The 16,810-nt window shown below is 64.8% G+C and carries 13 protein-coding genes; 5 read left to right on the forward strand and 8 right to left on the reverse strand.

The annotated features are described in order from the left end of the window. Positions 1–28: 28 nt before the first annotated feature. Genes XI08_RS17575 through XI08_RS17590 form a run of 4 tightly spaced genes read right to left on the reverse strand, consistent with a single transcriptional unit; the run spans position 29 to position 4,029 of the window. On the reverse strand, positions 29–1,348 hold the full coding sequence (locus tag XI08_RS17575) for an ABC transporter substrate-binding protein (protein WP_271575349.1): 1,320 nt from the start codon (positions 1,346–1,348) through the stop codon (positions 29–31). Positions 1,349–1,359: 11 nt separating this feature from the next. Then, the gene (locus XI08_RS17580) at positions 1,360–2,229 is read right to left on the reverse strand and encodes a carbohydrate ABC transporter permease (protein WP_027542940.1); all 870 of its coding nucleotides are present in this window, start codon (positions 2,227–2,229) and stop codon (positions 1,360–1,362) included. Beyond that, the gene (locus tag XI08_RS17585; protein ID WP_271575350.1) at positions 2,226–3,176 is read right to left on the reverse strand and encodes a carbohydrate ABC transporter permease; all 951 of its coding nucleotides are present in this window, start codon (positions 3,174–3,176) and stop codon (positions 2,226–2,228) included. The genes XI08_RS17580 and XI08_RS17585 overlap by 4 nt, the downstream gene beginning before the upstream one ends. Before the next feature lies 1 nt (position 3,177). Next, a complete protein-coding gene (locus tag XI08_RS17590; protein ID WP_271575351.1) occupies positions 3,178–4,029 on the reverse strand; it encodes a phosphodiesterase in 852 nt (283 codons plus the stop codon). 193 nt (positions 4,030–4,222) lie between these two features. Here XI08_RS17590 and XI08_RS17595 point away from each other — a divergent pair, with 193 nt between their 5' ends. Beyond that, positions 4,223–4,756 carry an REP-associated tyrosine transposase gene (locus XI08_RS17595; protein WP_271575352.1) on the forward strand — a complete coding sequence of 178 codons (534 nt, stop codon included), beginning with the start codon at positions 4,223–4,225 and terminating at the stop codon, positions 4,754–4,756. Positions 4,757–4,878: 122 nt separating this feature from the next. On the opposite strand, the gene XI08_RS17600 is transcribed toward XI08_RS17595, so the two are convergent. After that, positions 4,879–6,354 (reverse strand): protein adenylyltransferase SelO, encoded by a 1,476-nt coding sequence (locus XI08_RS17600; RefSeq protein ID WP_271575353.1) that lies wholly within the window; start codon positions 6,352–6,354, stop codon positions 4,879–4,881. 197 nt (positions 6,355–6,551) lie between these two features. Here XI08_RS17600 and aspS point away from each other — a divergent pair, with 197 nt between their 5' ends. After that, positions 6,552–8,324, forward strand: coding sequence for an aspartate--tRNA ligase (gene aspS, locus XI08_RS17605; RefSeq protein WP_271575354.1), 1,773 nt, complete (start codon positions 6,552–6,554; stop codon positions 8,322–8,324). A gap of 159 nt (positions 8,325–8,483) precedes the next feature. Here aspS and XI08_RS17610 read toward each other — a convergent pair whose 3' ends face one another. After that, positions 8,484–10,454, reverse strand: coding sequence for a hypothetical protein (locus XI08_RS17610; protein WP_271575355.1), 1,971 nt, complete (start codon positions 10,452–10,454; stop codon positions 8,484–8,486). A 244-nt stretch (positions 10,455–10,698) separates the two neighbouring features. Here XI08_RS17610 and XI08_RS17615 point away from each other — a divergent pair, with 244 nt between their 5' ends. The 3 genes from XI08_RS17615 to XI08_RS17625 all read left to right on the forward strand — a co-directional run bounded on the left by XI08_RS17615 (position 10,699) and on the right by XI08_RS17625 (position 15,429). Beyond that, positions 10,699–13,008: an NADP-dependent malic enzyme gene (locus XI08_RS17615; RefSeq protein WP_271575356.1), complete on the forward strand. Its 2,310-nt coding sequence runs from the start codon at positions 10,699–10,701 to the stop codon at positions 13,006–13,008. Positions 13,009–13,347: 339 nt separating this feature from the next. Next, the gene (locus tag XI08_RS17620) at positions 13,348–13,800 is read left to right on the forward strand and encodes a DoxX family membrane protein (protein ID WP_027542933.1); all 453 of its coding nucleotides are present in this window, start codon (positions 13,348–13,350) and stop codon (positions 13,798–13,800) included. A gap of 225 nt (positions 13,801–14,025) precedes the next feature. After that, positions 14,026–15,429: an outer membrane protein gene (locus XI08_RS17625; RefSeq protein ID WP_271575357.1), complete on the forward strand. Its 1,404-nt coding sequence runs from the start codon at positions 14,026–14,028 to the stop codon at positions 15,427–15,429. 12 nt (positions 15,430–15,441) lie between these two features. Here the strand turns inward: XI08_RS17625 and XI08_RS17630 are convergent, their stop codons facing one another. Both XI08_RS17630 and XI08_RS17635 read right to left on the reverse strand, forming a co-directional pair. Next, the gene (locus tag XI08_RS17630; protein ID WP_271575358.1) at positions 15,442–15,993 is read right to left on the reverse strand and encodes a dihydrofolate reductase; all 552 of its coding nucleotides are present in this window, start codon (positions 15,991–15,993) and stop codon (positions 15,442–15,444) included. Positions 15,994–16,001: 8 nt separating this feature from the next. Continuing rightward, the coding region (locus tag XI08_RS17635) for a polysaccharide deacetylase family protein (protein ID WP_271575359.1) at positions 16,002–16,810 on the reverse strand (809 nt) is incomplete at its 5' end.

Consider the following 16,810-nt stretch of genomic DNA (forward strand, 5'->3'; position numbering starts at 1 on the left):
AATCCACCCTACGAAGCCGCGAAGCCCCTTACGGCAGCTTCAGCGACGTTTCCGCGTTGTACGGCTTGAGCGTCTCGTCGGCGGCCTTCTGGGCAGCGATGAGGGCCTCCTTCGGCTGCTTCTTGCCGTTGAGGACCAGCATCACCTCGTCCTCGAGGTTCTTGCGCACCGGCACGGTCTTGTAGGTCGCGAACCAGGGCTTGGCGACGTCGAGCTGCTCGACGGCTGTCTTGGCGTCCGGGTTCTTGCTCAGGAACTCGACCATGTCAGGCGTCTTGTAGGCGGCCATGTTGGGCGCGAAATAGCCGGTGGCGCGGCTCCACCAGGCGCTCTTCTCGGGCGAGGTCATCCACTTGATCAGCGTCCAGGCAGCCTTTTGCTTGTCGGCTTCGAGACCGGCCGGAACGATCAGCGAGGCGCCGCCGATCGGCACGGCGTTGCGGACGTTGCGCGGGATGAAGGCGACCTTGTAGGCGAACTTGGCGTTGGCGCGCACATAGGTCAGCGAGCCCGTGGACAGCATGATCATCGCGGCGTTGCCGGAGATGAAGGAGGTGCTGACGGCCGGACCGGGCGTCGCGCCGGGCGGATGCACCTTGTGCTTGCTGACGAGGTCGTTCCACCAGGTCAGCGCGCCGAGCATCGAGGGCGTGTCGTAATAGACCTCGCCGCCGAACTCCTCGTTGTAGTAGCGCCCGCCATTGCTCATGGTGAGCGTTTCCATCATCCAGCCGCAATAGTCGTAGGCGCAGGGGATCGCGATGCCCCATTGGGTCACCTTGTCGCCCTCGCGCTTCGTCAGCTTCTTGGCCCAGTCGGTCAGCTCGGCCCAGGTCTGCGGCGGCTTGTTCGGATCGAGGCCGGCTTCCTTGGCCTTGTCGGCGTTGATGTAGAGCAGCGGCGTCGAATTGTGGAAGGGCACGCCATAGACCGAGCGGTTGATCACCGCGTTGCCCTGGAGCGCCGGGAAGAACTGGCCCAGGAATTGTTCCTTGGTGGTGCCGTCGGCGGCAATCAGGGAGTCGAGATTGGTGAGCTCGTTCTCGATCTGCATGTCCAGGAGGAAGTTCGCCGACATGATCACGGCGGAGGGCGGCTTGCCTGCCTTGATCGCGGCGCGCGTCTTGATCAGCGTGTCGTCATAGGAGCCGGTGTAGACCGCGGTCGCCTTGATGGCGGGATGGGTCTCGTTGAACTCCTTGATCAGGGTGCCCATGTCGCGGGCGAGCTTGCCGTCGACGGGGACGGGGAAGAACAGGTCGATCTCGGTCGGACCTTCGGCCAGCGCCGGGAAGGCGAGGGCGCCTGCCATGGCGAGGCCGAGCATGAGCCTGCGGGAAAACAGCATCGAAAAATCTCCTATTTGATGCCTGAGGTGACGAAAGAGCTGATGAAGCGCTTCTGGAAGATCAGGAAGGTGACCAGCAGCGGCGCGATCACCATCAGCGTGCCGGCGGCGATGGTGCCCCAGGCCTGGGTGCCTTCCGCCGTCGCGGTGAAGACGGACAGACCGACCGTGAGCGGCCGCTTGTCCGGCGAGTTGATCACCATCAGCGGCCACAGGAAGTCGTTCCAATGGCTGGTGACCGAGATGATCGCGAAGGCGGAAAAGCTCGGCATCGACAGCGGCACGTAAATGTGGCGGATGCGCTGGAACAGGCTGGCGCCGTCGATCAGGGCGGCGTCTTCGAGCTCGGTCGGAATCGCCTCGAAGGCCTGGCGCATCAGGAAGGTGCCGAAGGCGGAGGCGAAGAACGGCATCATCACGCCGGTCAGCGTGTCGTAAAGGCCGAGCTGTGCGACGAGGCTCAAATTCGGCACGATCAGCAGCACCGGCACCAGCATGAGCTGCATCAGGAACAGATAGAAGATCAGCGTCTTGCCGGCGAATTCGAGCCGCGCAAAGGCAAAGCCGGCCAGCGTGATCGTCACGAACTGCACCAGCAGGATGCCGGTGCAGATGATGGTGGTGTTGAGAGCGTAGCGCGGGAAGTCACCGATCTCCCAGGCATCCCTGACATTGTCGAGCGTCGGCTTCAGGCTCGGCATCAGCTCGGCCATGGCGTTGATCCCGTCCGAGGCAGGGCGCAGCGTCGCAACGCCCATCCAGAGAAAGGGGATGAGCCAGATGATCGCGAGCAGCACGGTCAGCGCAAAGCCGAGCTTCGGCGTGATCTCGCCCCTGGTGGCGAGCGGGGCATCCTTGAACAGCCGGTCGATCAATTTCATGGCCCGCCCTCCCGGTTCGCCATCGTCCGGAACGAGAGCGCGGTGAGGCCCATCAGCGCGGCGAGCGTCAGCAACGTGGCCGCCGATGCCTTGCCGATGTCGTAGTGCTCGACGGCCTGCTGATAGATGTAGAACAGCACGAGATTGGTCGCGTTGGACGGCCCGCCCTTGGTCATGACGAAGACATGGTCGACCTGCGTCACTGCGTTGAGGGTCGCGATCACGGTGACGAACAGGAAGGTGGGCTTGAGCTCGGGGAGGATGATGTGGCGCAGGCGCTGCCATGGTCCCGCGCCGTCGAGATGGGCGGCTTCCATCACGTCCTCCGGCACGGCCTGGAGTCCAGCCAGGAAGAACAGCATGTAGTAGCCGGCGTTCTTCCAGATGGTGATGACCATGATCGCGTAGAGCGCGATGTCGGAATCGCCGAGCCAATTCGGCAGCACCGGCAGCAGGCGGCCGATGTAATAGTCGAGCAGGCCGACATTCGGCAGGAAGATGAACAGGAACAGTGCGGACGCTGCGACCATCGGGATCAGCACCGGCAGGAACAGCGCGGCGCGCAGCACGCTGTTCACGGCGTTGGTGCGCGACAGCGCCAGCGCAAACAAGAGCGCCAGGCCGATGCTCGGGATCGCCGTGCCGACTGCATAGACGAGATTGTTGACCACCGCGCCGGTGAAGGCGGGGTCGGCGAGCACCGCGTTGATGTTCTCAAAGCCGACGAAACGGACCGGCGCCTTGGGCGTGGCGCGCTGATACAGCGCGTCGACGATGACGCGACCCATCGCGCCGTAGGTGAACAGCGCGAGGAAGATCAGCGAGGGCAGCAGCAGGAGATAGGCCGGTAGCGAGGCTTTGAAGCGGGCGGAGAACCGCCTCAGGAGAAGCAGGCGCGGCGGCGCAGTCGCCGCGACCGGGAGAGCCGCGGGTTCAGCGAGGCTCATCTCACCGCGCCGAGAAGTTGAGCGCATAGTCGCGGTCGTCCATCCCCGCCGGTGCGGCGAAGGGGAAGCGCAGACTCTGGTCGAGGAAGTCGTGACTGTGCACGACCAGGTTCTCGCCGTCGATCAGCACCACGCCATAGGCCGGCGGCTCATGGCTGGCGAGATGATCGGTCGCGGCAGCGTCGAGCTCGAACCAGACCTGGTGGTTGGTACCGCGAAGGGTCGAGAACGGGATCTTGCCGTAGCTGCCGAAGATCGGCCGGTGCACATGGCCGAAGAAGAGGTGGCGGATGCGCGAGCGATAGGGCGCGATCACCTCGGCGAACTCCGCGCTCTGTGCCAGCGAGATCTCGTCCATCGCGTGGACGCCGACCGGGAAGGGCGGATGATGCATGAAGACGACGAAAGGCATGTCGGCCGGCGCTGCGGCCAGCGTGCTCGCGAGCCAGCCGAGGCGCTTGGCGCACATCTCGCCGGCGTGGCTGGTCTCGTCCAGCGTGTCCAGGAAGACGAACAGGCCGTGCTCGGTGGTGCGTGTACCCTGCACGAAGCCATTCGGATCGCGCGGCGCGGCCTTCAGGCCGTCGAGGCAGGCCACGCGCTTGTCGTGGTTACCGACCATGGCGATGTAGGGCATCTTCAGCGCGGCCATCGCGTCAGCGAAATTGGCGTAGGATTCAGGCTCGCCCCAATGGGTGAGGTCGCCGGTCACCACCGCGAAGGCAGCGTCGGACTGGTGCTTGTTGATGTCGGCAATCGCCGCGTCCAGACGGGCGCGCGGATCGAGGCCGTAGAGCTTCAGTCCGGGGTTCGCGAGATGCGTGTCGGTGATGTGGATGAACTTGAAGGGCATGGCACGCTGTCAGGGCTGTTGGAGGTTGGTCGCCTCCGGCAACCTGCCAGCCCGTTAGAGCGCGAGTGTTTCAGTTTGATGACAGCGGTTCCGGCGGGCAGAACGTGTCCACAAGGAGGCAGCCGTAGGGTGGATTAGCCGAAGGCGTAATCCACCACTGTGAGCCAACTTCAAGTTGTGCTATTCACTCGTGATGTCGAACTACCGCCGCGCATTAGCCTCTGGGGGCTGTTGGTTCTTTACGGTGAATCTGCTCGACCGGCGGAAAGCTCTGCTGACTGACCGGATCGAAATCCTACGAGATGCAGTCGCTGCTACGCGGGAGACCTATCCTTTCGCGATCAATGCGTTTGTGGTTCTGCCGGACCATTTGCACGCGATTTGGGAGCTGCCGTCCGGTGATACTGATTTCTCCGTCCGCTGGCGATTGATCAAGACGCGTTTCGCCAAAGCATTGCCAGCGAACGAGCGACTAAGCGCGGTTCGCGCAGCACGGAACGAACGGGGCATTTGGCAGCGGCAGTTCTGGGAACATCTCATTCGCGATGAGGCCGACTACGCGCGCCATGTTGAGTATTGCTATTACAATCCCGTCAAGCACGGGCACGTCTCGATGGTGCGCGACTGGCCGTACTCCTCCTTTCACCGCGATGTCCGCGCGGGACTATTTCCCGAGAATTGGGGCGGTGACGCCAAGTTGGCAGGCGAGTTTGGAGAGCGTGCGTGATGGCCGGGCCACTTTTGTAGGGTGGATTAGCGAAGCGTAATCCACCTCTTTACTTTCCTCTGGTCAGATGAAGTGGTGGATTACGCCTTCGGCTAATCCACCCTACGCAGCGAGCTTGTCCCTCACGTCCCGCAGAACGTCTGCAACACCCGCTGATCCGGCAGCGGCGGGTCGGCGTAGGCGGCGTAGTCCGGCTGGTCCGCGTATGGCCTCGCCAGCACCTTCACCAATTCCTCGAACGGCGCGTAGTCGTCGTTGTTCACCGCGGCCTGGATCACCGCCTCGACACGGTGGTTGCGCGGGATGAAGATCGGGTTGACGGCGTTCATGGCGGTCTGCCGCTCGGCGGCGGATTGCGGCTCGGCCGCAAGACGCTCGCGCCAGCGCCGGGCCCATTCATCGAAGGCTGCGGGGTCCATGAACTCTGCGCGCGCGTCATCCGCGGCCGGATCGCCTGCGGCATCGCCGAGCCTGCGGAAGGTGAGGGTGAAGTCGGCCTGGTTCTTCGCCATGGCGTCGAGCAGATCCTGGATCAGGGCCTCGTCGCCGTCGCGCTCGGTGAACAGGCCGACCTTCTTGCGCAGGCCCGCCTGATAGGCCTTGCTGAATGTCTCGGGGAATGCGCCGAGAATCTCCTGCGCCTGCTCGACCGCCTTGTCCTGCTCCTCGCCGAACAGCGGCAGCAGGCACTCGGCGAGCCGCGTCAGGTTCCACAGCGCGATGCGCGGCTGGTTGGCATAGGCGTAGCGGCCCATCTCGTCGATCGAGGAAAACACCTGCGCGGGGTTGTAGGCATCCATGAAGGCGCAGGGGCCGTAGTCGATGGTCTCGCCCGAGATCGAAGAATTGTCGGTGTTCATCACGCCATGGATGAAGCCGACCAGCAGCCAGCGCGCGACGAGCTCGGCCTGGCGCGCGACGACGCCGGCAAGCAGCGCGTGATACGGCCGCTCGGTGCCTGATAGCTCTGGGTAGTGGCGGGCGATGACGTGGTCGGCGAGCCGGCGGATCGCGTCGGTATCGCGGCGGACGGCAAAGAACTGGAAGGTGCCGACGCGGATATGGCTCGAGGCGACGCGGGTCAGCACCGCGCCGGGCAGCGCGGTCTCGCGGATGACGTGCTCGCCGGTGACGACGGCGGCAAGCGAGCGTGTGGTCGGAATGCCCAGCGCGTGCATCGCTTCGCTGACGATGTATTCGCGTAAGACGGGCCCGAGCGCAGCGCGGCCGTCGCCGCGGCGGGAGAACGGGGTGGGGCCCGAGCCCTTGAGCTGGATGTCACGGCGGACGCCGTCTTTGTCGATGACCTCGCCGAGCAGGATCGCTCGTCCGTCGCCGAGCTGGGGTACGAACTGCCCGAACTGGTGGCCGGCATAGGCCATGGCGATGGGGTCGGCTCCATCAGGAACCGTCTTCCCGGCCAGGATTTCGGCGCCCTCGGGGGTCTCCAAGAGGTCCGGATCGAGCCCGAGCTGGACCGCCAGGGGCCGGTTCAGCTTGATCAGCCGGGGGGCAGCAACAGGGGTCGGCGCGACGCGGGCGAAGAAGCTGTCCGGTAGCGCCGAATAGGAGTTCTGGAAGGGGAAATGGACGGTCATGGAGGTAAAGATAGGCGGGGAACGCCCGATGGCAAAGGCTTGAGGCCCAATCGGCCCAAAATGGGCCTTCCGGGCCCAAAACAGCCCGTTCCGTTGGTTGCCGCCTTGGGCCTCGTCGGGTAAACCCTGCCGCAACTTTCGGACCGGCCACCTCAGCCGTTCGATTCGCTTCCTCCGACACTGATTTTGGGACGACCATGCATCGCTACCGGTCACATACATGCGGCGCGCTCCGCGAGAGCAACATTGGCGAGACGATCCGCCTCTCGGGCTGGGTCCATCGCGTTCGCGACCATGGCGGCGTGCTGTTCATCGACCTGCGCGATCATTACGGCCTGACCCAGTGCGTGGTCGACCCGGACTCGCCGGCGTTCTCGCTGGCCGAAAAGCTGCGCTCGGAATTCGTGGTCAAGATGGACGGCAAGGTCCGCCGCCGTCCCGAAGGCACCGACAATGAGGATCTGCCGACCGGCAAGATCGAGATCTATGTCAGCGAGATCGAGGTGCTGGGCCCCGCCGGCGACCTGCCGCTGCCGGTGTTCGGCGACCAGGAATACCCTGAAGACATCCGCCTGAAGTACCGCTTCCTCGATTTGCGCCGTGAGAAGCTGCACCAGAACATCATGACGCGCGTCGAAATCATCAAGTCGATGCGCAGGCGGATGGAGGGGCAGGGCTTCTTCGAGTTCAATACCCCGATCCTGACGGCGTCCTCGCCGGAAGGCGCGCGCGACTTCCTGGTGCCCTCGCGCATCCATCCCGGCAAGTTCTACGCGCTGCCGCAGGCGCCGCAGCAGTACAAGCAGCTGCTGATGATGAGCGGTTTCGACCGCTACTTCCAGATCGCGCCGTGCTTCCGCGACGAGGACCCGCGCGCCGACCGCCTGCCGGGCGAGTTCTACCAGCTCGACGTCGAGATGAGCTTTGTGACTCAGGAAGACGTCTTCGCGGCGATGGAGCCTGTGATCACCGGCGTGTTCGAGGAGTTCGCCAAGGGCAAGCCGGTGAGCAAGAACTGGCGCCGGATTCCGTTCGCCGAAGCGCTGCGCAAATACGGCAGCGACAAGCCGGACCTGCGCAACCCCATCGAGATGCAGGACGTCTCCGAGCACTTCCGCGGCTCCGGCTTCAAGGTGTTCGCGCGCATGCTCGAAGACCCCAAGAACCAGGTCTGGGCGATCCCGGCACCGGGCGGCGGCAGCCGCGCCTTCTGCGACCGCATGAATTCGTGGGCGCAGGGCGAGGGCCAGCCGGGCCTTGGCTACATCATGTGGCGCGAGGGCGGCGAGGGCGCCGGTCCGCTTGCGAACAACATCGGGCCCGAGCGCACCGCTGCGATCCGCGCGCAGATCGGCGTCAAGGAAGGCGATGCCGCCTTCTTCGTCGCCGGCGATCCCGACAAGTTCTGGAAGTTCTCTGGTCTTGCCCGCAACAAGGTCGGCGAGGAATTGAACCTCACCGACAAGGAGCGGTTCGAACTCGCCTGGATCGTCGACTTCCCGATGTACGAGTACAACGAGGACGACAAGAAGGTCGACTTCTCGCACAACCCGTTCTCGATGCCGCAGGGCGGCCTCGAGGCGCTGAAGGGCCAGGATCCGCTGACCATCAAGGCGTTCCAGTACGACATCACCTGCAATGGCTACGAGATCGCCTCCGGCGGCATCCGCAACCATGTTCCGGAAGCGATGGTGAAGGCGTTCGAGATCGCAGGTTACGGCGAGCAGGAAGTGGTCGAGCGCTTCGGCGGCATGTACCGCGCCTTCCAGTACGGCGCGCCGCCGCATGGCGGCATGGCCGCGGGCGTCGACCGCATCGTGATGCTGCTCTGCGGCACCACCAATCTGCGCGAGATCTCGCTGTTCCCGATGAACCAGCAGGCCATGGACCTCCTGATGGGCGCACCGTCGGAAGCTACGACCAAGCAGCTCCGCGAGCTGCATGTGCGGGTGAACCTGCCGCAGAAGTGATCTCTTCGCCTCTCCCCGCTTGGGGGGAGGGCGCCACGATTCGTCATGCCCGGGCTTGTCCCGGGCATCCACGTTTTTGGGATGCCGCAGCAAAGAACGTGGAAGGCCGGGACAAGCCCGGCCATGACGGTGGGGGAGAGCGGGCGCTTCTGACGCGGCCTACAGGCCCGTCGACGCCTCGATCCTGAACTGCGCCAGCGTGCCCTCCGGGTCGGCATTGAAGAGCTGCATCAATTGCATCAGCGGCACCTTCGCGCGCGGCGTCAGCTTGATGACGAGCGTCTGGCCCGGCGTCTCGATGAAGCTTGCGATCGCATCCACCGCCGTACCCGCCTCCGGATTGGCGGCCGCGACGTCCGCTCGGTACACTCTGACGCTGTCGACGAGCGTCCGGCGCGCCTCGTCACGGCTGACATTTCGCCCCCGCGCATTCTGCGTCACCGCGGAATCGACAAGACCATTGTCGCGTACTGAGAACTCGAGCGCGACAGCCTCGACCTGGGCGGCCTGACCCATGAACTGAGCGGGGTCGGCCGAAAAGAGCTCGCGCGGGACATTGCCAAGTGTGATGCGCAATTGCGCTTTGGCGATCCCTCCGACGTCGAGCGTCGCGGGCGTCAGAGCGAAGCCTTTGGACGACTCTGTCCAGGCCGCGCCGAGATCGAGGTCGATCGCGAGCCTGTCGATCCCGCTGAGAACCAATGGAAGCTGCCTTGGATCGGAAGGATCCGTGGGCGTGACAAATTTGGCAACCACATGCGCCTTGCTCGGGATCGAGCCGACCAGTTGCCCCCAATCCAGGCTCAGCGTGTCGATCGTGACCAGCTTCTTGGTGTTCTTGTAGGGCGCCGCCACGCCCTTGACCTCCGCACCCGAGAGTACGCCAAACAGGCCCAGCATCTGATCGGGCGAGGGCGCCTGCCCGGGAGTGGTGAGGCTCGCGGCCCAACGCATCAGGTTCGCGAGGCTGAGTGATTTGAGCGCGAAGCGCTCCATCTTCACTTGCCCTTGCGGCGTCGGCGCATCGAGGCCTTCGAGCGCGAACTCGCCCTCCTGGTACCTGATCGCCCTGAGCCGGGGCGTCCCTTGCGGGGTCGTCATCGACATGGTGCCGATCTCGATCTTGCCGACGCGAAGGCCCTCATAGAGACCGGCGAGCTTCTCCATCATCTCGCGCGATTGCGCCGGGGTCGGCTGAATGGAGCGGTCGGTCTGCAGCAGTGCGAGAATCTCGGCCGGCCGGAATTTCGACGGCCGGACCGCGATATCGGCGATCGCGATGCCATCGACCTGAATCCGCATGCCCTGCGTCGACGTCGCCACATAAGTGCCGCTCGACATTTGTCCGTAAACGCGATGGTAGCTGTCGTCGCTCGCCTTCTGCGGATCGAGGGCGGCGGCGATTGCGGTCGAGTCGAATTCATTGATGATGATGTCGGACATCTCGCCGGTCAGCTTGTCCGCCTTGCCGGCCTGCTCCACGTTGATCGTGAAGGTGGCGCGGTCGGCCTTCATCGCGTCGACCTTGCCCTTGCCGAGCTTCTGGATCGCCAGACCCGAATAGACGACCTCGCCGCTGCCGGCGGCGCCTTTGCCGGCATCGAAGGCGACGGTGAGGGTCGGGGCCGCGATTGAAGATGCGGTCACGCTCGCATACTGATCGAGCACACATCGGTACAAGTCGATCAGGGAGCCTGACGCCGGCGCATTCTGGGCGTGAACAGGGCCCGCGTAATCCCGCACGATCATCTGCGGGACCTTGTAGGAGGTCTTCAGCTTCCCGGGGCCAACCTCGTCCAGCGCAACCTCGAAACTGGAGATCTCGATGCTGTCGGCTGCAAAGCGGCTCTCATCGGCCTGGCGGACGCCCACGCCCTTGATGCCGGCGATCTTGATGTGCGCCTGCGGCTGCCCGGCGGGATCGACTGCGATGTCTTCGATCGTCAGCGTCCTGCTTGTCACGGCGAACGCCACCTTGCCGTGGCTTGCCTTGCCGCCCTGGCTGCGGATCTTGTCGAAGACGGCCTCGATCTCCTGGGTGGCGCGATGCCTGGCATAGAGGTCGAAGCCGAACCATCCGCCCGCGCCGAGCACGGCGAGTGCGATCAGGCCGATCAGGATCCGCTTCATTCTCAGCTCCAGTTGCTCGTTTTGCACTGCGCAACCTGCCATATTCGCAAAGCCCGGGGCGGTCCAGGGAAAGCTATGGTTTTCAATTATTTGACCGCGCGGCCTGTTGATGGGGGCGGAATCGGATGTTGCCACCGGGGCGCCGGCCGTGCTTCATCCCGTTTCCATGACCCGGAATACCGCAACCCGCGACAGACCGGTCAGGACAACGTAGTTTGAGGCCGGTAACGCGAGGCAAGACCGCATGTCGTCCTATTCTGATGACCTCCACCAGGCGGCGCTCGCCTATCATCGCCTGCCGCGCCCCGGCAAGCTCGAGATCCAGGCGACCAAGCCGCTTGCCAACCAGCGCGACCTCGCGCTTGCCTATTCCCCGGGCGTTGCGGCTGCCTGCACCGAGATCGCCAAGAACCCGGCCGAGGCCGCGACGCTGACCACCCGCGCCAATCTGGTTGCTGTGGTCTCGAACGGCACCGCGGTGCTCGGCCTCGGCAATATCGGCCCGCTGGCCTCCAAGCCCGTGATGGAGGGCAAGGCGGTCCTGTTCAAGAAGTTTGCCGGCATCGACGTGTTCGACATCGAGATCGCCGCCGACACCATCGACCGGGTGGTCGAGACCGTGGCGGCGCTCGAGCCGACTTTCGGTGGCATCAATCTGGAGGACATCCGCGGGCCGGAGTGCTTCGAGATCGAGGCGCGGCTGAAGGAGCGCATGAAGATCCCGGTCTTCCATGACGACCAGCACGGCACCGCCATCATCGTCGCCGCCGCCATCACCAACGGCCTCAGGCTGAACGGCAAGAAGCTGTCGGACGTCAAGATCGTGGCCTCGGGGGCAGGGGCCGCGGCCATCGCGACGCTCAATCTCCTGGTGTCGATGGGCGCGCAGCGCAAGAACATCTGGGTCTGCGACATCGACGGCCTCGTGCATGAGGGCCGCAACACCTCGATGGACCGCTGGAAGGCGGTCTATGCGCAGAAGACCGACAAGCGCACGCTCGGCGACGTCATCGGCGGCGCGGACATCTTCATCGGGCTGTCGGCACCGGGCGTGCTCAAGCCAGAGATGGCCAAGGCGATGGGCGACAAGCCCCTCATCATGGCGCTCGCCAATCCGACGCCCGAAATCATGCCGGAGGAAGCGCGGAAGGTGCGGCCCGACGCCATGATCTGCACCGGCCGCTCGGACTATCCGAACCAGGTCAACAACGTCCTGTGTTTCCCCTTCATCTTCCGCGGCGCCCTCGACGTCGGCGCCAGCGCCATCAACGAAGAGATGAAGCACGCCGCCGTCGAGGCCATCGCGCAGCTCGCCCGCGAGGCGCCGTCGGATGCGGTGGCGCAAGGGGTCGACACCGGCGAGATGGGTGGCTTCGGTCCGGGCTCGCTGATTCCGAGCCCGTTCGATCCGCGGCTGATCCTGCGCGTGGCGCCGGCGGTTGCGAAGGCCGCGATGGAGTCGGGCGTCGCGACGCGTCCCATCACCAATTTCGACGAATATGCCGCGCAACTCATGCGCTTCGCCTTCCGCTCCGGCCTCGTCATGAAGCCGATGTTCGCCAAGGCCAAGACTCAGCCGGTGCGCGTCATCTATGCCGAGGGCGAGGACGAGCGCGTGCTGCGCGCCACGCAGGTGGTGCTGGAGGAGAAGCTGGCGACGCCGATCCTGGTCGGTCGTCCGTCCGTGGTGGAGGCGCGCATCAAGCGCTTCGGCCTGTCGATCAAGGCCGGCAAGGATTTCGACCTCGTCAATCCCGAGGACGATCCGCGCTACCGATCCTACGTGCAGTCCTATGTCGAGGTCGCCGGCCGCCGCGGCGTGACGCCGGATGCGGCGCGCACGGTGGTGCGCACCAACAATACCGTCATCGCCGCGCTCGCGGTGACGCGCGGGGAGGCGGATGCGATGCTCTGCGGCGTCGAGGGCCGCTACATGAGCCATCTGCGCCATGTCCGCGAGATCGTCGGCTTCTCGCCGGGCATCAGCGACTATGCGGCGCTGGCGCTGCTGATCACCAGCAAGGGCGCCTTCTTCATCGCCGACACGCAGGTTCGCCCCAATCCGAGCGCGGAAGAACTCGCCGAGATCGCCTCGCTCGCGGCGGTCCACGTCCAGCGCTTCAACATCAAGCCGAAGATCGCCTTCGTCTCGCACTCCGATTTCGGCAGCTACGACACCGAATCCTCGCGCAAGATGCGGCGGGCGACCCAGCTCCTGAAGGACAAGCATCCGGAAATCGAGGCCGACGGCGAGATGCAGGGCGATACCGCGCTCTCGGCCGCTGCGCGCAGGATGGTGCTGCCGCACTCCAAGCTCGAGGGCGAGGCCAACATCATGATCATGCCGACCCTCGACACCGCCAACGTCGCCTATCAGATGATCAAGTCGCTCGCGGACGCGCTGCCCGTCGGCCCGATCCTGATCGGCCCGGCGCGCCCGGCGCACATCCTCACCCCCTCGGTGACCGCGCGCGGCATCCTCAACATGACCGCAGTCGCCGTCGTGGAAGCGCAGGAGCGCGCGGCGCGGCAGCAGCCGACATTGTTTACGTAAGCCTGACGTTCCGCGAACTCGTCATGCCCGGGCTGGTCCCGCCTGCGCAGCCGAAGCCGCTTCGGCGCGGCGAAGGCCCGGGCATCCACGTTCTTTGTACGGCGAGCTAAGTCGTGGATGGCCGGGGCAAGCCCGGCCATGACGTCGAGATCGTTGTGGCCAATCGCGCCGCCCTCGGTTCAATTCCGCCAGGGAGCGCCAACGAATGGCGCGCGGCCAGCTTTGAATTACTCGCAGTTCTCCATTTCCCCGTTTGTAAACCGGCGAACGACTCTTCATAATCGCCCGGGACTTTCGTCCAGGTTCCGATTTCAGAAAGCCTGAGCCAAGAGGCCGATCATGCCAGCGTTCGTGACTTTCGGGCGAATTCTGTTTGCCGTGCTGTTCATCTACACGGGCGCAACAAAGCTGTTCGCCATCCAGGCGACCGCCGATTTCATCGCCACCAAGGTCGTGGTGCCTGAAATCATCGCGCCTTACGCCAAGCAGATCGAGACGGCGAGCGCCATGACGACGCCGCAACTGCTGGCCATCGCGGTCGGCGCGCTCGAGGTCATCGCCGGCTTGATGATCGCGCTGAACTTCGGCGCGCGGTTCTTTGCCATGCTGCTGATCATCTACGTCGCGGTCGCGACCGTGCTGTTCTACGATTTCTGGAATCTGGCGCCGCCCGACAACGCCAAGATGCTGGTCGACGCGCTGAAGAATCTCTCGATCATCGGGGCGCTCTGCATGATCATCGGCTACGGCCGCACCACGCGCCCGGCCGAGGCGGCGTACGGGGACGTGTAGCCGCCGGGCTTCCAGAGCGGCTTCGCGTGCCGCTCGCGTGAACCCTCGTTCACAGATCATGGCTTTGATATCACAGCGCTTCCACAAAATCGTGGCCGCCTTGGAGTGTGCGTATATCCCGACTTGTCGGACTGGGTTTGAGCCGAATACTACCGATCGTCCGGTTGAATAGGCCGGCGCGGTTCGGGGCGATTGGGGGCGGACTTGGTTCATTCGAGGCGACGGGTGGCTGCGCGTGCGGCTGCGGTTCTGGGCGTAACGTTGGGTCCGCCGTTTGCCATCGTGCAATCTTCCGCGGCCGATCTTCCCGTAAAGGCGCGGCCGCTAGCCGCGCCCGTGGCGAACTGGACCCAATTCTACATCGGCGCTGGACTCGGCTTCGACTTCGCGACCGGCCGGTCAAACCTGACACCGGTCGGCGGCGGCCCGGACTTGTTCAATCTCGACGGCTTGCAGGGCGCCGATCTCGGGCTGTCTGCTTTCGCCGGGTTTGACGTCCAGGTTGCGCCGCGATTCGTGGTCGGCGGTTTCGTCGATTACGACTGGTCGCGCCAGAGAACGACGGCCAGTGCGACGAGCACTTTTTTTGGCCAGAGCCTGAGCGCTGCGCTGCCGTCGTTGGACCAGAGCTGGACGATCGGCGGCCGTGCAGGATTTCTGGTGACGCCCGATATCCTGCTCTATGGCCTCGCCGGCTACAGCGAGATGCGGATCAACAACTGGAACCTCAACTACGTGATCCTCGGCGGAGGCCCCTCGTTCACCGTGCAGGAATCGGCGCTGACGTCGCACGGTTACACGGTCGGCGCCGGCGCGGAGTATCGCCTCGCCAATAACGTCTCGCTGCGCAGCGAATACCGCTACGTCGCGCTTGGCCGTAATACGACTGTCGATCCACTCGGCGCGGTCTGGACCACCGACCTCTCCGAGCATGTGGTCAGGATCGGCGCGGCCTATCGCTTCGGCCAGTTCGGCGGACCAGCGACTGCATCGGCGACGCCGGTGCTGACTCCCACATGGACGGGCGTCTACGTCGGTGCGGGCATCGGGGGCGATGTCATCACGCCCCATGTCGCGGGCTCGTTCGCCGGCGTGCTGGATTTCAACGCGTCCGGTCTCGGCGGCGCCGATGTCGGCGGCACCATCACGATCGGCTACGATCGCCAGATCGCGCCGAGATGGGTTGTCGGCGCATTCGGGCTGATCGATGCCGGGACCAATGGCGGCGCCAAGGTCACTGCATCGGCCGGAGGAGCCGGTGTCGCGATCTCGTCGGATCTCGCTGCGGTGAAGTGGGGTTGGACCGTCGGCGGACGCGTCGGCTATCTCGTGGCGCCGGAGACGCTCGTCTATCTGCTCGGCGGCTACAGCGGAACGACCGCGCAGTCGATCTCGTACAATTTTCTTGGATTTCCCGGCACCGCTCCGACGCGGGAATATCACGGCGCGACGTTCGGCGGCGGCTTCGAGCGCTTCTTCACCGACAGCATTTCGGCCCGAGCCGAATATCGCGTCACGCATCTCGGCGCGAGGGACGATCTGGCGTCTGATTTCATGACCAGCCTGAGCGCTGGCGGCACAGTGCACACGCTGCGCGGTGTGCTGGCCTATCACTTGCCGACGCCGTAGGGCAGGCCTGCGCTAGCCGCGCCGCCACGGCGTCACCGTGACGTCATGCGCCGCGTCGAGCAGGAACGGCGCGCCCGGCTTCATCCCGTGTGACGCCAGCACCTCGTGCGGCGTCCGCTCCGGCACGCCGACAAAACAGCCTTCGCCGCCGGGCAGGCGCAGATGCGGGGCCTCCGACAGCCAGAACGTGTCGTAACGGCCCATGAACATGTCGAACACGACGGGACCGCCGATGATTGCCACCATGCCGGAGGCGACATCGGCGAAGGCGCAGGCCTCTTCGAAGCTCGCGTGATCCGGATTCCACAATGTCGCGTTCGGCATCTCCGGATCGACGGTGAGCGCCTTGATCTTGCGGGTCGTGATCAGCCGCTTGCGCTTCGGAGAGTTCGGCTGCTGCTCGTGCGAGTGCCGGCCGTGCACGATCAGCGCGGCGCGATCGAGCGCCTGCTCGAAGAACAGCTTGTCGCCTTCGAACTTCAGGGTGTCAGGCATGACATGGCTCGCGTCGGCGAGCATGCCGTCCGCGGAGACGATGACGTAGCCTTCGATGCGGAAGGACAAGGGCGCGGCTATTCGGAGACCGTCGTCACCACGCTGTTGACCGGCCGGTTGCTGACCGTCGGCAGCTTGATGTCCTTGAGCAGCTCCTGGTCGTACTCCGGCAGCGTCGACGCCGGGAACTTGGAGCGCATCGCCACCACCTTGTAGCCGCCTGCCTTCAGGCGCTTGAGGAGCTCGGGCAGGGCTTCTGCCGTATGCTTCTGGAAGTCGTGCATGAGGACGATGCCCTTGCCCTTGCCGTCGAGCTTCTTCATCACGGTCTCGACCACTTTCTCGGGCTTGGAGGCCTTGAAGTCGAAGGAGTCGATGTCGCAGGAGAAGATCGCCGTGTTGCGGTTGCCGAGATAGGTGACCATCTCCGGCGGATGCTGGAGCGCCGGGAAGCGGAAGAACGGCGAGGGCGAGATGCCGCCGAGCGCCCACTTCACCGCCGAAAGGCCCTTCTCGATTTCTTCCTTGCGCTGCGCTTCCGTGAGCTTCTTGTTGTTGAGATTGGCGTGCGACCAGGTGTGGGTGCCCACGGTGTGGCCGGCCGCGTAGACCTGCTTGAGGATCTCCGGCTCGTAGGTCGCGTGCTTGCCGATCGAGAAGAAGATGCCGGTGGTGCATTCATCGGCGAGCGCCTTCAGCACGGCGGGCGTGTTCTTCGGCCAGGGGCCGTCGTCGAAGGTCAACACCACCTCCTTGTCGCGCAGGAAGTCGAGTTCCTTGAAGTGCTCGAAGCCGAAGCCTGGCCCGCCTGTCGTGTCGATCTCGACGGTGCGGGCGACCCCGAGCGCGCCGGGTGTGTTGCAGGCCGCGCGCGCGGGCTGCGGCG

It is taken from the genome of Bradyrhizobium sp. CCBAU 11361, from assembly GCF_028128935.1.
GTDB lineage: Bacteria > Pseudomonadota > Alphaproteobacteria > Rhizobiales > Xanthobacteraceae > Bradyrhizobium > Bradyrhizobium niftali.

What these genes read in the sequence shown, in the direction of transcription:
- XI08_RS17575 (WP_271575349.1), bottom strand. Translation starts at nt 1,348, where the DNA reads ATGCTGTTTTCCCGCAGGCTCATGCTCGGCCTCGCCATGGCAGGCGCC.
- XI08_RS17580 (WP_027542940.1), bottom strand. Translation starts at nt 2,229, where the DNA reads ATGAAATTGATCGACCGGCTGTTCAAGGATGCCCCGCTCGCCACCAGG.
- XI08_RS17585 (WP_271575350.1), bottom strand. Translation starts at nt 3,176, where the DNA reads ATGAGCCTCGCTGAACCCGCGGCTCTCCCGGTCGCGGCGACTGCGCCG.
- XI08_RS17590 (WP_271575351.1), bottom strand. Translation starts at nt 4,029, where the DNA reads ATGCCCTTCAAGTTCATCCACATCACCGACACGCATCTCGCGAACCCC.
- XI08_RS17595 (WP_271575352.1), top strand. Translation starts at nt 4,223, where the DNA reads ATGTCGAACTACCGCCGCGCATTAGCCTCTGGGGGCTGTTGGTTCTTT.
- XI08_RS17600 (WP_271575353.1), bottom strand. Translation starts at nt 6,354, where the DNA reads ATGACCGTCCATTTCCCCTTCCAGAACTCCTATTCGGCGCTACCGGAC.
- aspS (WP_271575354.1), top strand. Translation starts at nt 6,552, where the DNA reads ATGCATCGCTACCGGTCACATACATGCGGCGCGCTCCGCGAGAGCAAC.
- XI08_RS17610 (WP_271575355.1), bottom strand. Translation starts at nt 10,454, where the DNA reads ATGAAGCGGATCCTGATCGGCCTGATCGCACTCGCCGTGCTCGGCGCG.
- XI08_RS17615 (WP_271575356.1), top strand. Translation starts at nt 10,699, where the DNA reads ATGTCGTCCTATTCTGATGACCTCCACCAGGCGGCGCTCGCCTATCAT.
- XI08_RS17620 (WP_027542933.1), top strand. Translation starts at nt 13,348, where the DNA reads ATGCCAGCGTTCGTGACTTTCGGGCGAATTCTGTTTGCCGTGCTGTTC.